This is a genomic window from Lachnoanaerobaculum saburreum DSM 3986, assembly GCF_000185385.1.
GTDB lineage: Bacteria > Bacillota > Clostridia > Lachnospirales > Lachnospiraceae > Lachnoanaerobaculum > Lachnoanaerobaculum saburreum.
The window spans coordinates 157245-170462 of record NZ_GL622296.1; the positions used below are offsets into that span (position 1 = coordinate 157245).

The 13218-nt window shown below is 32.6% G+C and carries 12 protein-coding genes and 2 pseudogenes; 3 read left to right on the top strand and 11 right to left on the bottom strand.

Annotation, left to right across the window (positions count from 1 at the left end; translation table 11 throughout):
* Window positions 1-422 precede the first annotated feature (422 nt).
* Window positions 423-1130, top strand: a complete 708-nt coding sequence (locus HMPREF0381_RS00800) for a helix-turn-helix domain-containing protein (protein WP_008749942.1) — start codon at window positions 423-425, stop codon at window positions 1128-1130.
* A 122-nt stretch (window positions 1131-1252) separates the two neighbouring features.
* Here the strand turns inward: HMPREF0381_RS00800 and HMPREF0381_RS00805 are convergent, their stop codons facing one another.
* The 4 genes from HMPREF0381_RS00805 to HMPREF0381_RS15240 all read right to left on the bottom strand — a co-directional run bounded on the left by HMPREF0381_RS00805 (window position 1253) and on the right by HMPREF0381_RS15240 (window position 5586).
* Entirely contained in the window at window positions 1253-2470 is a 1218-nt protein-coding gene (locus tag HMPREF0381_RS00805; protein ID WP_008749943.1) for a MalY/PatB family protein, read from the bottom strand.
* Between the two features lie 85 nt (window positions 2471-2555).
* Window positions 2556-3932 carry an APC family permease gene (locus HMPREF0381_RS00810; protein ID WP_040460982.1) on the bottom strand — a complete coding sequence of 459 codons (1377 nt, stop codon included), beginning with the start codon at window positions 3930-3932 and terminating at the stop codon, window positions 2556-2558.
* Between the two features lie 455 nt (window positions 3933-4387).
* The gene (locus HMPREF0381_RS15235) at window positions 4388-4978 is read right to left on the bottom strand and encodes a sensor histidine kinase (protein WP_008749945.1); all 591 of its coding nucleotides are present in this window, start codon (window positions 4976-4978) and stop codon (window positions 4388-4390) included.
* 23 nt (window positions 4979-5001) lie between these two features.
* Entirely contained in the window at window positions 5002-5586 is a 585-nt protein-coding gene (locus tag HMPREF0381_RS15240) for a hypothetical protein (protein WP_008749946.1), read from the bottom strand.
* A gap of 151 nt (window positions 5587-5737) precedes the next feature.
* Between HMPREF0381_RS15240 and HMPREF0381_RS14420 the strand changes: the two are divergent.
* A pseudogene (locus HMPREF0381_RS14420) lies at window positions 5738-7052 on the top strand (IS1380 family transposase).
* A gap of 322 nt (window positions 7053-7374) precedes the next feature.
* On the opposite strand, the gene HMPREF0381_RS00835 reads toward HMPREF0381_RS14420, so the two are convergent.
* Both HMPREF0381_RS00835 and HMPREF0381_RS00840 read right to left on the bottom strand, forming a co-directional pair.
* A complete protein-coding gene (locus HMPREF0381_RS00835) occupies window positions 7375-8160 on the bottom strand; it encodes a DUF6973 domain-containing protein (RefSeq protein WP_008749949.1) in 786 nt (261 codons plus the stop codon).
* An 18-nt stretch (window positions 8161-8178) separates the two neighbouring features.
* The gene (locus HMPREF0381_RS00840; protein ID WP_008749950.1) at window positions 8179-8631 is read right to left on the bottom strand and encodes a hypothetical protein; all 453 of its coding nucleotides are present in this window, start codon (window positions 8629-8631) and stop codon (window positions 8179-8181) included.
* A 151-nt stretch (window positions 8632-8782) separates the two neighbouring features.
* On the opposite strand from HMPREF0381_RS00840, the pseudogene HMPREF0381_RS00845 reads away from it, so the two are divergent.
* Window positions 8783-9307, top strand: a pseudogene (locus HMPREF0381_RS00845) (transposase); the annotation flags it as partial.
* A gap of 111 nt (window positions 9308-9418) precedes the next feature.
* Here HMPREF0381_RS00845 and HMPREF0381_RS14425 read toward each other — a convergent pair.
* The 5 genes from HMPREF0381_RS14425 to HMPREF0381_RS00865 form a co-directional block, all read right to left on the bottom strand.
* Window positions 9419-9562, bottom strand: coding sequence for a cyclic lactone autoinducer peptide (locus tag HMPREF0381_RS14425; protein WP_008749952.1), 144 nt, complete (start codon window positions 9560-9562; stop codon window positions 9419-9421).
* 411 nt (window positions 9563-9973) lie between these two features.
* On the bottom strand, window positions 9974-10126 hold the full coding sequence (locus HMPREF0381_RS00850) for a diguanylate cyclase (RefSeq protein WP_242824369.1): 153 nt from the start codon (window positions 10124-10126) through the stop codon (window positions 9974-9976).
* 73 nt (window positions 10127-10199) lie between these two features.
* On the bottom strand, window positions 10200-11465 hold the full coding sequence (locus HMPREF0381_RS00855; protein ID WP_008749955.1) for a sensor histidine kinase: 1266 nt from the start codon (window positions 11463-11465) through the stop codon (window positions 10200-10202).
* A 2-nt stretch (window positions 11466-11467) separates the two neighbouring features.
* Window positions 11468-12190 carry a LytR/AlgR family response regulator transcription factor gene (locus tag HMPREF0381_RS00860; protein ID WP_040460984.1) on the bottom strand — a complete coding sequence of 241 codons (723 nt, stop codon included), beginning with the start codon at window positions 12188-12190 and terminating at the stop codon, window positions 11468-11470.
* Window positions 12191-12435: 245 nt separating this feature from the next.
* On the bottom strand, window positions 12436-13218 hold the full coding sequence (locus HMPREF0381_RS00865) for an ABC transporter permease (protein WP_008749957.1): 783 nt from the start codon (window positions 13216-13218) through the stop codon (window positions 12436-12438).

The window sequence follows — 13218 nt, forward strand, 5'->3', positions numbered from 1 at the left end:
TACCTTAAAGATGCTTCTATAATTTCCTGTGGATCCCACTATAGTATGCAATTAAAAAACACTGAAACTTGAACCTTTCAAATCTCAGTGTTTTTATATTTAGCCTTCTTTCCTCAACGACACAAACTCATAGGGCGAAAGTGTAAGCCTTCCCTCTTTATACTTTAAGCCGTCATAATTGCCTAAAACTTTTTTAATTGTATATTATAAACTTGTCAATTCTCAAAAATTTGATTAAAATATATTTATTATCAATATAAATAACTTCAAAGCATTATAATATTAATTGTATTTAATTTATTCTTCCGGAGTTATTTAACTAACTACGACACCACACTAATACCTAAGATAATCATGTTCTTATACACTACTTATTATATATAACAAGAACTGTAGAATAAACAACAAGGTGATAAATATTTATGGGTGAAGCAAGCAGAAAAATAGGAAGTCTGATTCGTCAATTCAGACAATCCAAAGCACTGACCATTGAAGAATTGGCTGAAAGAATTAATAAAAGCAGGGCAACTTTGTCAAAATATGAAAAAGGAGATATTGTGTTGGATGTAGATACCCTCTATGATATTTCTGACGCTCTCGGCATTCAAGCGGAGCAACTTTTATACAGAAAAAACAAAGAATTTTCTTTTAACAATAAAAGAATAAATCCCGGTTTTTTCCAAAATATTGAGCAATTCTATGCATATTTTTATGATGGTCGCAATAAAAAAATAAATCGTTCCGTCATTGACATTATTCGTAATAGCGACGTTAACAGCTATGAAGTTGCTATGTATATGAACTGTTCCGATTTGAATAATTATCATAAATCAGAAAATACCTATTGGGGATTTATGGAGCACTATGATACCATGACTTTACTGGAGGTAACCAACCAGGATACTCCAACTGAAAAAGCCAGCATACAAATTTTAGCTTCTTTTTTAGATGCCGAAGTTAAATGGGGACTTTGGAACGGAGTTTCCAGCCGTCCTTTAATGCCTGTTGCCTTAAAAATGCTTTTTTCAAAAAAGGCTCTTAAAGAGGATAAAGAGCTGGTTCAACTTCTAAAGGTAAGTAAAGAAGATTATCAAAATTTAAAATACTATAATTTTTTCTGTGTTTTCTAATTTATAGTTTTAAATTTATGCATTCTCTTAGCTCGGTAGCGGAATTTCTCACATACTGTAATTTCCTTATACCTCCCTTGCCGTAATATCGGCAGGGGGGATTAAAAATTCCCCCTAAAAAATCATATCTTATTTTTATATTCTTCAATGGATTTGCAGATTCTCTCAAGTCCTGTCTTTATTATTGCTTGTGGCATCGCAAGGTTCAAACGAATATATCCATCCGCATTTCCTACAAAAAGGCTGTTTCCTCCCTCTAAAAGTACTCCTGCATTATTCGCAAAAAATCCGGGAAGGTCTTTTACATCCGGTAATACAGCTGATAAATCAACCCAAGCCAGATAAGTTGCCTCGGAGATTCCCATTACGGCCTCCGGAAGATTTGTACTCAGATATTCCTTTACAAACTCAAAATTTTTGTCTAAGTATATTTTTAACTCCTCATGCCATTCACCACCTCGGTCATAAGCCGCCTTTGCCGCCACAAGAGACATCGGGTTTACCATTCCGAAAAGTTTATCACGATTTTTAAAAATTTCTCTAAGCTGCGGATCCCTTATTATAATATTTGAAAATGCAAGCCCTGCAAGATTGAAGGTTTTACTTGGTGCCATACATGTAATAAGTTTAGGATAATTATCAAGCACCTTAGCCATCGGGATATGTTGCTTGCCCTGCCTGATTAAATCACAATGAATCTCATCAGATATAACCCAAAGATTATATTGCATCATAATTTCTCCGCAACGCCTCAGTTCTTCCTCTGTCCACATTCTTCCTGTCGGATTATGGGGGTTACACCAAAATACTAATTTACAGGCAGGATCTGCACATTGTTTTTCAAAATTTTCATAGTCCAATACAAATCTGCCATTTTTATCTTTTTTTAAAGGAGACTGAAGCACTTCCACTCCTGAATACTCTGCCGCATGGAGAAAATAACCATAAGAAGGGGTATTAACAAGTACCTTCTCATTTTTGGTCAATAAAGTTTCCACCAGTTGATACATTGCCGGTATAATCCCCGGTGAAAAGCAGAGCTCATCTTTAGGAAATGACCACTTATAATGATCTTCACACCACTTTTTAAATGACTGATAGTAGCTGTCATCATATACTCCTGTATACCCGAATATTTTTCTGTCGATTCTTTCTCTCAATGCCTCAAGAATCGGTGCAGCAACAGCAAATTCCATATCAGCCACCCACATACGCACAAATTCTTCATCTTTATACGGAAATTTCTTTTCAGGCTCCGCATGAAAAATATATCCTCTAAAACCGTCTGTATTCAAACAATTGGTATTTCTCCGATCAATTATTTCATCAAAGTTATACATTTAAACCTCCTTATTCTGCCCAATTATTAATATTTCCCGAAACAATACTTGTATGATAATAGGTGTAAAAACAACATCTGCTCTGCTATTCCTCAAGTAATGCTTCTTTTACAATTTCTTCTCTGCGCTTATCCAGGCTCTCTTTTGAAACAGCTCCCTTTTTCAAAGCAATTGCAGAAAATAGAAGCGGAATCAATATTATAGCGGCAGCTGTAATCATATCATAAATTGTAAGCCCGCCAAATAATGTGGAAGCTACTATAAGAGCACAGATTCCTCCTAAAATACAGCAAATGTCATATATTACCGCCGGGCACTTTATAGACCTTTTCTCAAATTGTTTAGGATATTTTCTCGGTATAGTAATACAATACACATTCAAGAATGCATTAATCAGCATACTGGGAATCATCAGCATGGAAATTGCATTATTTACGCTCATTCCGGTTAATATGGGAACCAATGCAATAATATAAACTATCAAAAAGCAGTATTTAGGATATCCGTCAGCAGTTTTTTCTTTAAAGATGGCAGGCAACCATCCATCATCGGCCATATGTGCAATAGGTTCTCTAATCATGGCTAATACAGCAAGAAACGAAGAAACTATTGCGCAAACTCCTCCGCCTAACACAAAATAAGCAAACATCCCCTTAGGCATAATTACCGATGCAGTAACTGACAAATTTTGCCCTGCAACCTCATCATATGGAAGGACTCCGGCAGCGGCAAATGACATCAATCCATATATTATAGAAACCACAACACATGTTATTAAAATACCCATGGGAATTGTTCGCTTAGGATTTTTTGTTATGGGAATAACTCCCACCGGCCCCATTGTAGTTCCTTGACATGCCCATCCCATGATTGCAATTGCATTTATAACTCCAAAAAACCCGTTATGAAAAAATCCGCCATCATAACTCATATCAAAAAAGTTATTTATATCCACTTTGGGGATTCCAAGTATAACAAAAAGCATTAATGCTCCTATTAAAAATATCGTTGCAGCATTTTGAAATAATGCAACAATTCTATTTCCTTTAATTGAGAGCAGAAAAAACAAAGTTAATATAGCAGCACTTGTCAGTTTCCCATGTTCACCAAGTACAGGCCAAAGACTGCTAAGATAACTTGTCAGTCCTAAAGCATATCCGGTAAATCCGAATGCCCAAATCACATTCGTCCAGCCTCCATAGCCGATTAAAATAGGTGGAAGAAGCATACCCTTCATGCTGTAGTCTCCTCCATTTACAATAAAGATACCTGAAAGTGCCAGATTATACCAGTAAGCCAACAGCATATAAAATACACATATAACAGTCATCGGAAGAATTGAACGACCTGTACTGGCAATAGCTGTGCCCAATGTAATAAAAATTCCTGAACCCACGGCACCGCCAACTCCCAGACCGACAACATTCCATAGTCCAATTTTTTTAGAAGTTTCCTTATTCAATTTTGCCTCCTTATGGAAATGAAAAATCATATCTCTAAGAATGTACTGCGCAGCACTCTTTGTAATAAACATTATATATGTGAAAAAAACTTATTGCAAAAAGAGTAAAATCTCTTTAAACGAAATTTTTTCTTTAAAAAATTCTTCTCATGAGAAAAAAACTATATTTTATTAAATAAAATCAAGAAAGACAAAATATCCAGAAACTTATGTAAAAAAATCAATTTATAATAAATAAATATGGCCGCTCAACTCGCAAAGACTATATAATCATAGTAACCCTACATGCACATCCAATGTGCACCACCCACGGCAAAAGTGGGGGTATGGGGGCACACTTGAATTCAAGCTGCCTGACGGCAGCAGGACTTTCAAAGTAATAAGCTTGTGATATCTAATCAATTCCCTCCTCATTATAGTACAATTCGGCATTTCCCATGCCAACACCGTTTCCCCTAATTTTTTAAAATCATCTCACAAACAAATCCTCCCATCTCCCCCTCATGAAAGGATATTTTCCATTTATGACGGCTTGCCACCTGCTTTACTATTTTTAATCCCAGCCCGTGATTTCCTTCACTTCTTTCCGTTTCATAACTTTTTTTATTCAGCTTTTTTAAAAGCTCTCTTGAAACTCCCGCTCCATTATCTTCCACACTCAGCACTATGGCGTTTTTTTCATTTTTATATAATTTGATTTGAATATTGCAGCCCTTGGGATTATGCTTTATTGAATTATTTAAAAGGTTAATAATTGCCCTTTCTGTAAAGTCTTCGTTTATTAAGAAGCACTCTTTTTGAAGAGACTCGTCAATATCCAATTCAAAGCTAAAAACATCCTCTTCCAATGCATTTAAAATCTGAGTGACACACTTTCTCAGTAATGTACTTATTTGGATATTCTTTTTTTCAAACTTTACACTTCCGTAGTCCAGTTTATTTAAAAAATTTAAATTCTCCACAAGTGTACGACATCTTATCCCCTGCTTTTCAATAATTTCAGCCCTTTTTCTTACTTCATAATCTTTGCTTTCTCCCATTATCATTCCGGCATTTCCCAGTATTATAGCTAAGGGAGTGCGAATATCATGGGAGACTCCGGCAATCCATTACACCCTTCTTCTTCCCTTTGTCTGATTTGCCTTCTGTAAAGTCCCAGGGAAATTATAATTAAAAGCACCACATTCCCCAAAATAAGAAACGGTGTCATCTTAATTGACAGCAGCAAAGAATCCTCATAATATTCCAATGTATATTTCCAAATATTTTTATTCCTATATCCCACCACCAAAAGCCCCGGACTCACTACATAGGTATGTACTTGATAATCATTCAAATAATACCTTGTAAACCTTGCCACATCCTGAAGTGTATATTCCTTTTCAAGTTCCTTTGGCAGATCTTCACTCCATAAAATATTTCCTGAATTATCCAAAAGCATTGCAAACTCTCCTCTTTCCCTAAGGCTTTCCACCGCCTCATCTGAGAGCTTATACTTTCCCTCCTCAAATAAAAGATTTTCCATTATATTGACCTTAGGATAATATAATGAAAGAGCGCTTTTATACATAACAATGCCGTAAAGAATTAAATCTATAAATAATAATGCAAATATTGTCATTATTACCAGGATAATTAATCCTAGATTATTCATGGTAACTCCATGAAAGTGGCTGAAAGACATATTATTACTATATTTTAACTAAATATTGCTTTTCACTTATCAAGTGAATAAAAAAAGAGCGTCCATTTGTGGTAAAATTAAGGTGCTTTAAACTTAACAAAATCACACAAAGGAGCCCTTTATGAGTATTGTAAACACCTTATCACTTGAAAGCAATAGAAAAATTAAAATTAATTTCGATGGAGGGGATTTATCCTCCGATGCTGCCTTACTTCTTATAAAAGAATTCGTAAGTAAACTTGGTATTGATAAACTTTTCAGTCAATCATTTAAGACCAATGATTCTGCATTATTTCGTTATCACACTGATAAAGAAAACCTTTTTCAGATGATATATATGATCATTGCAGGTTATTTTGAAGATGATTCTTCAGATGAACTTACAAATGATCCTGTGTTTAAAGCAGTGCTGAATAAAGACACTTTAATCACAACCGACCATTTCAAGATTTTATAATCGAATGGATGAGGATTCTCTGAAACAGTTCCTTTCTATAAACTAAACCCTTCGAAAGAAAGTTTATAGCATTCAGATGCCGGAAGCTATCATTTTAGATTTGGACTCAACACTTCTTAATGCCTATGGCAAACAGGAAGGCAGAGCATTTAACTTCCACTATCAAAGTAACGGTTACCATCTACTTGTTTGCTATGATGGAATCACAGGAGATTTGATTAAAATTCAGCTTCGCGACGGGACTCAGTATTCAAGCACAGGAGTTGTGGACTTTCTGCAGCCTATACTTGATGAATACCTTGAAGATTTTCCGGAAATTAAACTTTTACCTCGTGGAGATAGTGGCTTTGCAACACCAGGTTTATATAAACAGTATGAAGAAAACGGTACCGGCTATGTAATTTGTTTGAAAGAAAATGCTATACTTCGTGATAAGGCATCATATCTTGTAGATGAAATCACAAAAAACAACAAAGTAGATTATGCTGTTGTTTATGGTGAACTCATGTATCAGGCAAGTCCTTGGCCTTATGAAAGACGCGCTGTCTGTAAAGTTGAAAAAACTGAAAACCAAATGACTTACATGTATACATTCATTGTTACAAATATGGAGTCATCCCCTGAATATCTTATCAAGTTCTATTGCAAAAGAGGCTTGATAGAAAACTTCATAAAGGAAAGTAAAACAGGTTTTGACTTTGCTTCTGTCAGCAGTCATACAAGAATTGTAAATGCCAACAGGCTTCAACTACATGCACTTGCTTATAACATATTTAATTGGTTTAGACGATTGGCATTATCTGTAAATATGAGAAAACAACGTATTGATACTGTTCGTCTAAAACCGCTTAAGATTGCTGCAAAAGTAATTCGTTCAGCAAGGTATGTAACATTCAAGCTGTGTAGCAGTTGCCCATATAAGGATGAGTTCTATAAGCCCCTATCCAATATCAGCAAGCTATTTATACAGCTTGAATAACAACTAATAATGAACCTTGAGAGCTTAATAACTACTCAAAAACTCTACCTAGGGGAAGTCTGCCCATTTTTAGGTGTATTAAGTCAGTTATAGCGTCATGGGTTAAGTTTAAAAATTAATAGCACGGTAATTAATTTAAATATTACACCGTGAATAATTCAGGCTAAGTAAACAATATCAGGTCTTTTAATGGCTTTTTATAGATTTACTAGACCTTGAAATATATAAAATAGTGCCTAAAGTATATAGCACTGTTTTATATACAAGACCTTAATGAACACTTAAAACAATTTTAGTATTATAAAATATGCTTATAATAAATCTAATGTAACCAATAAAGACCGGTAGAAGCATTATTTGTCATAATTCCCTGTACCCTTTGTGCAAAAACCTCATCTTTAGTAAGTAAATCATTCCATTTAACTAAATTTCTATCTTTTTTATTGTTATGTAAATCCATTTTCTTATGTGCAACTTTACTATACCCATCTGACTCATTTCCAGAAGTATTCCTGTCTTCAGGTGCAGTTGCATATGCCGCAGCCCAGCCTTTATTTATTCGTGCAGTCATTAAAGCATTCCAGTATGCATGTCTAAAAGCGTCTGTATTATCACCTAAACCATTATATCCATATAACTCTGCCGTTTTTGCAACTGCATTGTTTGCCAATTCTTTAGTAATTGCAGCATTTACAGGGTTAGTTGCTATTAATATTTTTTCAGATAAGGTAAGTGCAGTCCATGACTCATACCACCCTGCTGGTTGTGCTGTATTACAATACATATCCTCATATTCTTTTAAGATTTGCTCTGGCGATAAATCAGGATTGCTATCTTTTATTTCCTTTATTTTATCAACAAAGTCATCATAATCTGCTGGAAAGCCAAGTGCATCAATATCTTCAATAACTGAATATGAATCTCCAACTTGTAATGATTGGTACTCTGTACTTGTGTTTTCTTCATCAGCATAAATATTATTAGTTATTGGGATTGCAATCATAAAACAACTTAAAGCCGTTACCATAATTTTGCTTATATTTTTCATATAATCATTATTCCTTTCAATATTAATTTTAAAATTATTATCTAACAAAATATTTATCATAGATAAAATTTGCTTTGTCTATAATCTACTTTCTCCATGATATACTTCTTCTGCAGTATCACTATTGACATCAACTATTACTTTATCAACATTCTCCTTAAAATTAGGGATATTAACAAATATTTCTGAAGATACTTCATCATCGCTGTAAACTGGAATAGCCTTTAAATTAATTTTTAATATACTGTTCTCATATGTTATCACATTTACTTTGAGCTTTGAATAAAAGATAATATCTCCATAAGTTCGATAATAAAAATTGTAATTATCACTATTATTTATAATATAATACCTATTATCAATAAGTTGCTTAATATCTACTTCAAATTTATTTTGTTCATAATACAAAATAGAACCATTATTTTGTGTTTTTTCACAACCTGATAAATATAAAGCACTTAATAACAAAATTAAAAATAAACTATTCTTATAGAATATCATAATTACACCCACTAATCCTAAATTATTCATAGCATAGCTATGTCTGCGGCTGAAAGCCACATAATTACTGCATTTACAAAACTTTCTTACTTTCACCTAAAAAGTGAATAGAAAAAAGACCTCTTTCTTGGTAAAATTAAGGTGTCAAATCAAAACAATGCCAAGGAAAGGAAGTCCTCTTATGTCAATTTTAAACACTATTTCACTTGAAAGCAACAAGAAAATTAAAATAAATTTTAACGGTGGAAATCTCCCTTCTGATGTAGGGCTGCTCCTCATCAAAGAATTTGCTGCAAAGGTAGGTCTTATAAAGCTTGTGAAAAAGCTCTTCAAAACCAATGACCATACAAACAGCCGTATTCATACAGATTCTGATAACCTTATGCAGATGCTCTACCAAATTATAGCAGCCTATTTTGAGGATGATTGTGCAGATGAACTGACTAATGACCCGGTATTAACATCTATTTTGGAAAAAGAAGCCTTGGCTTCTCAACCTACACTATCTCGTTTTTGGAATAGAATGGACAACGACACTCTTACACAGCTTGATTCTATAAATGCAAAAATGCGTGATATTGTCTATTCTATTAAGGCTCCGGAGCACATGTTTTTTGACCTTGATTCTACACTGCTTAACACCTACGGCAAGCAGGAAGGCGAAGGTTTTAACTTTCATTATCAGGCTCACGGTTATCATCCACTACAGCTCTTATCATTTGTGTTAATCCAAATGCATAAATTTCCTTATCATCTTCCAGAAAAATATTATTTTCGATCACATATTGTATGATTTTTTTGATAGCCTTTCCATAACTTAAAATTTACGCAACTTTTTCACTTTGTCAGGTAACTCAGGCTGATGATAAATAAAAGCACACGCTGAATTTGCATTAAAAAGTGCAAATACAAATGAGCATAGAGCAATGCCTTTACTTATTAGCAATAAATACTTTTTCATAGTTAAATCCTCCTTTCAATATTCTTTTAATAAGTTACGCTTTGGATTATACTAAATAATGATGTACTGTGCGAAAAATGTAATGAACTGTATGGTTATTTGTAATGAAATGCATTTTTTATAAAAATAATAATCCCCATACTATAAATATTTTTATTTACACAAAAAGCATTAATATACCGCAAATATCTCCATCCAAATAATGCATCAATGTGAATAAAATGTCTTTCTATGAAATAGTTGGGCTGTATGTTGATATAAATATTAAAGGGAAGTAAATTCATAAAAATTCAAAGTTCAAAAAGTTACTATATACCATGATATTCATATATTTATTAATAGGAAAAAGGGAAGGTTACCCTTCCCATATCTTAAACATCATTCTAAAACTTAGGCAAAACTTGACATACTCTAATATTCTTTAATTATACCCTCTTTAGATTTCGGCAATATAGCTACATTTATTTTGTTTGTAAAATCACCTATTCCATTTTCTATAAGCATCACGAACTTTCTGAATGATTCTTGTGTTAATAAATTATTTCTCTTGAAAGCCTTTCTCATTGATTTATTCATTTTATACAATCAATAATTATAATTTGATTTCCTTGGAAATATCCTTTATCTTTTTCTTTTATCAGCAATATAAAATCACTAAAACTACAAATAGATTATCTTCATAATCTATTTGCATAATGCCATTATATCTTTCTGCTACTTCCCTTACGCTTTCTAATCCAATGCCATGACCTTGTTTTTCCTTTTTGGTTGTCTGAAGTTTTCCTTGGGATTTGACTATATTTTTATATGAATTTTCTATTTGTAAAATTAGCCTCCCTTTTTTATATTTCAAATTTATTTTTAATTCTTTTCTATCCGACTCTTTTACAGCTCTGACTGCATTATCCAACAAATTTCCAAGCGCCACTGTCATATCCACATCTGATATTTCTAACTTCTTAGGAATACAAACATCAATATATAAATTTATATCATTAATATTTCTCAATTTGTAATTTATAATACTATCCACTACTAAATTTCCGGATTTACACACTTCTTCTTTTTTATCTATTTTTGATAATAAAGTATCCAAGTAATCTCGGTATGAATCTATTTCTCCTTTTTCATATAACGATTTCAACATAAATAAATGATTTTGTATATCATGTCTAATCAAAGAGATATTTTCATTATTGGCTTGTATCATTTTTAGTTGTTGTAAGTATGCTTCATCTTGCTTTTGTAAAAGAAGCTTTTTATTTTTCTCCTGCATTATGGAAACAACATGGTTATATAATTGAAAACTCACTATATTGATTATAGCAATGGATAGCAGTACAATTAATATATGCAGTTGTTCAGAGCCTGTTGCTATATTAAGAAATAAAATCATTACAACCAAACTTGCAACCGGTATACTTACAACTCCTATCCAATATAGAGGAGATATTTCTCCTGATTTTTTTATATTGAATTTTCTTTCAGAAAGAATCAATGCTACTATATACACCAATACTTTCACACAAATAATAAGATAAACAGAATGCAACTCCTGTACTTTAAAAATGAATATCTTTTTATATTCAAACAAAGACATAACCATTATTTCAATACCAAAGATAATCAAATAAACATATACCGTAGCTGTTATATGGCGCTTTAATGTTCCGCTATAATTGAGTGTTATAGCAAAAATACTTATTATGTTAAATGAAAGAAGAACTACTGGAACCGGAAAGAAAGTAAAAATCAGAACACTCAAAATATAATATATAACATATGACAGTACCTCAACACATTTATAGATGTTTTCTCTTTCAAAAAATATAGATATAAGTTTAAAAATTGAAAAAGTTCCCAATATGTTACTGACTAAAAATACACTATGTACTAAACTCACTATTATAATCCTTTCCTCTCAAACATCATCTGTAACTTTCTTATTTCTTTTCTTTTACTCCTGCTTATCGGGATAATATCTCCATTTGACATTATAAGTTCTTCATATTTAAAGCAAGCTATAAGCTCATAATTTACAAGATAACTTCTATGTGGATATATGAAAAAATCCGGTAACACTTTACTCAATTCTTGGATATTATCATAAAATGTGTATTGCATTTTGCAACTTACTAAACTGATTTCTCTGCCTTTACTTTCAAAGTACAATATGTCTTTATATGGCACTTTTACTGTGTTCCTGAGATTTTTAAATTCAAAGATTTTATTTTCCTTTCCAGAGATTTTAATTGCTAATTTTATGTCATTTAGAAGTTTTGAAACATCAATTGGCTTTTGAAGAAAATGCAAAGGTTGTACATCAAACAGTTGCCTGTCATAATTATTCTTAGACGAAATATATACTATTTGAGTTATATAATCGTCCATTTCATCTCTAATAATATGCCCTATCTCCACACCATTTATCTTACCTCCAAGTTCAATATCCAAAAAAATCAAATCATATAGATTCCCTTCCCCTATATCGGATATTAAGGCATCTCCACTATAAAATATATCAACGCTAATATTCTCATGTAAAACTCCCTTTGCTTTACTTAAAATAATTTCTTTAAGTTCATCACATGTAGCCTTAATATCATCACAAACAGCAATCTTAAACATAATAACTCCAATTCCGCCGCCAAACCTTGGCACAAAGTTTCTTAAGAATCTTCATACATTATATAGATTATATCACAGCCAAAATCAATGATATAGATAAACAAATTAATTCTCTAATCCTTTGTTAAAAAGTGTTGCAGTACATCAGAATAGCTGTAAAAATAAAAAGTCACAGAATTAGAATTAGGATTTTAATTTATTCTGTGACTTTTTTCAGCTATGTTTACTTGTGTTAGCACTTATTGTTATCCCATCCCCTTCGTTGTCTCTTTTTGTTTTGTACTGTCTTTTAAAACAGATGACATTATCTTATCATAATCCGGCGTATAGAAAATCAATATTGCTGTAACCAATATCATCAACATTAATGATATACAACCAATTGCCGGATTGTAAGCTCCCTGTGCATAACTGATAATTCCAAGCCCCGCCGTAACAGGATATACATCTGTCAAATGTCTCCCTGCTGCAAAAATTCCGCAAAGCCCATAAAAGAAAGCCAATCCGACACCGACATAAAAACCTCCACGCTTTCTGCTGAAAAATGCAATCAATGGAGAAACCGCAATAAAATTAAAAACGGCTATCAAAGAAATTTGAATACATGAAACTCCGATTACCTCAGACCCCATTTCTTTACAAGAAAGAAAAAACTTTGCTGCTGCCAGTGTACAGATAAAGCTGAATAATCCAAGTATTGCAGATATTACTCCTACACAGATCATCTTGGCAAGCAGTAATCTGCGCATAGAAACAGGAACTGTCATGATATTTTTCAATGTATCATCTGTGTATTCATGGTCAATCATATACCCTCCAATCAATGTGATTGAAAAAGGAAAGGAAATACTAAAATTATTCCAGATTACACTATTAAAAAATTCGTTATAGGAGAGAGTTTTTACACCTTCAAAATTTTGAAATACAGATATAACAACAGCAAAGATAACAGCCACAATACCAATCCACATAATATTGTATCTCTTCAGTTTAATAAATTCACAGCCGATAAGATTCATTATTTTCAT

What these genes read in the sequence shown, in the direction of transcription:
- HMPREF0381_RS00800 (WP_008749942.1), top strand. Translation starts at nt 423, where the DNA reads ATGGGTGAAGCAAGCAGAAAAATAGGAAGTCTGATTCGTCAATTCAGA.
- HMPREF0381_RS00805 (WP_008749943.1), bottom strand. Translation starts at nt 2,470, where the DNA reads ATGTATAACTTTGATGAAATAATTGATCGGAGAAATACCAATTGTTTG.
- HMPREF0381_RS15235 (WP_008749945.1), bottom strand. Translation starts at nt 4,978, where the DNA reads ATGATAATGGGAGAAAGCAAAGATTATGAAGTAAGAAAAAGGGCTGAA.
- HMPREF0381_RS15240 (WP_008749946.1), bottom strand. Translation starts at nt 5,586, where the DNA reads ATGAATAATCTAGGATTAATTATCCTGGTAATAATGACAATATTTGCA.
- HMPREF0381_RS00835 (WP_008749949.1), bottom strand. Translation starts at nt 8,160, where the DNA reads ATGATAAATATTTTGTTAGATAATAATTTTAAAATTAATATTGAAAGG.
- HMPREF0381_RS00840 (WP_008749950.1), bottom strand. Translation starts at nt 8,631, where the DNA reads ATGAATAATTTAGGATTAGTGGGTGTAATTATGATATTCTATAAGAAT.
- HMPREF0381_RS14425 (WP_008749952.1), bottom strand. Translation starts at nt 9,562, where the DNA reads ATGAAAAAGTATTTATTGCTAATAAGTAAAGGCATTGCTCTATGCTCA.
- HMPREF0381_RS00850 (WP_242824369.1), bottom strand. Translation starts at nt 10,126, where the DNA reads ATGAGAAAGGCTTTCAAGAGAAATAATTTATTAACACAAGAATCATTC.
- HMPREF0381_RS00860 (WP_040460984.1), bottom strand. Translation starts at nt 12,190, where the DNA reads ATGTTTAAGATTGCTGTTTGTGATGATATTAAGGCTACATGTGATGAA.
- HMPREF0381_RS00865 (WP_008749957.1), bottom strand. Translation starts at nt 13,218, where the DNA reads ATGAAAATAATGAATCTTATCGGCTGTGAATTTATTAAACTGAAGAGA.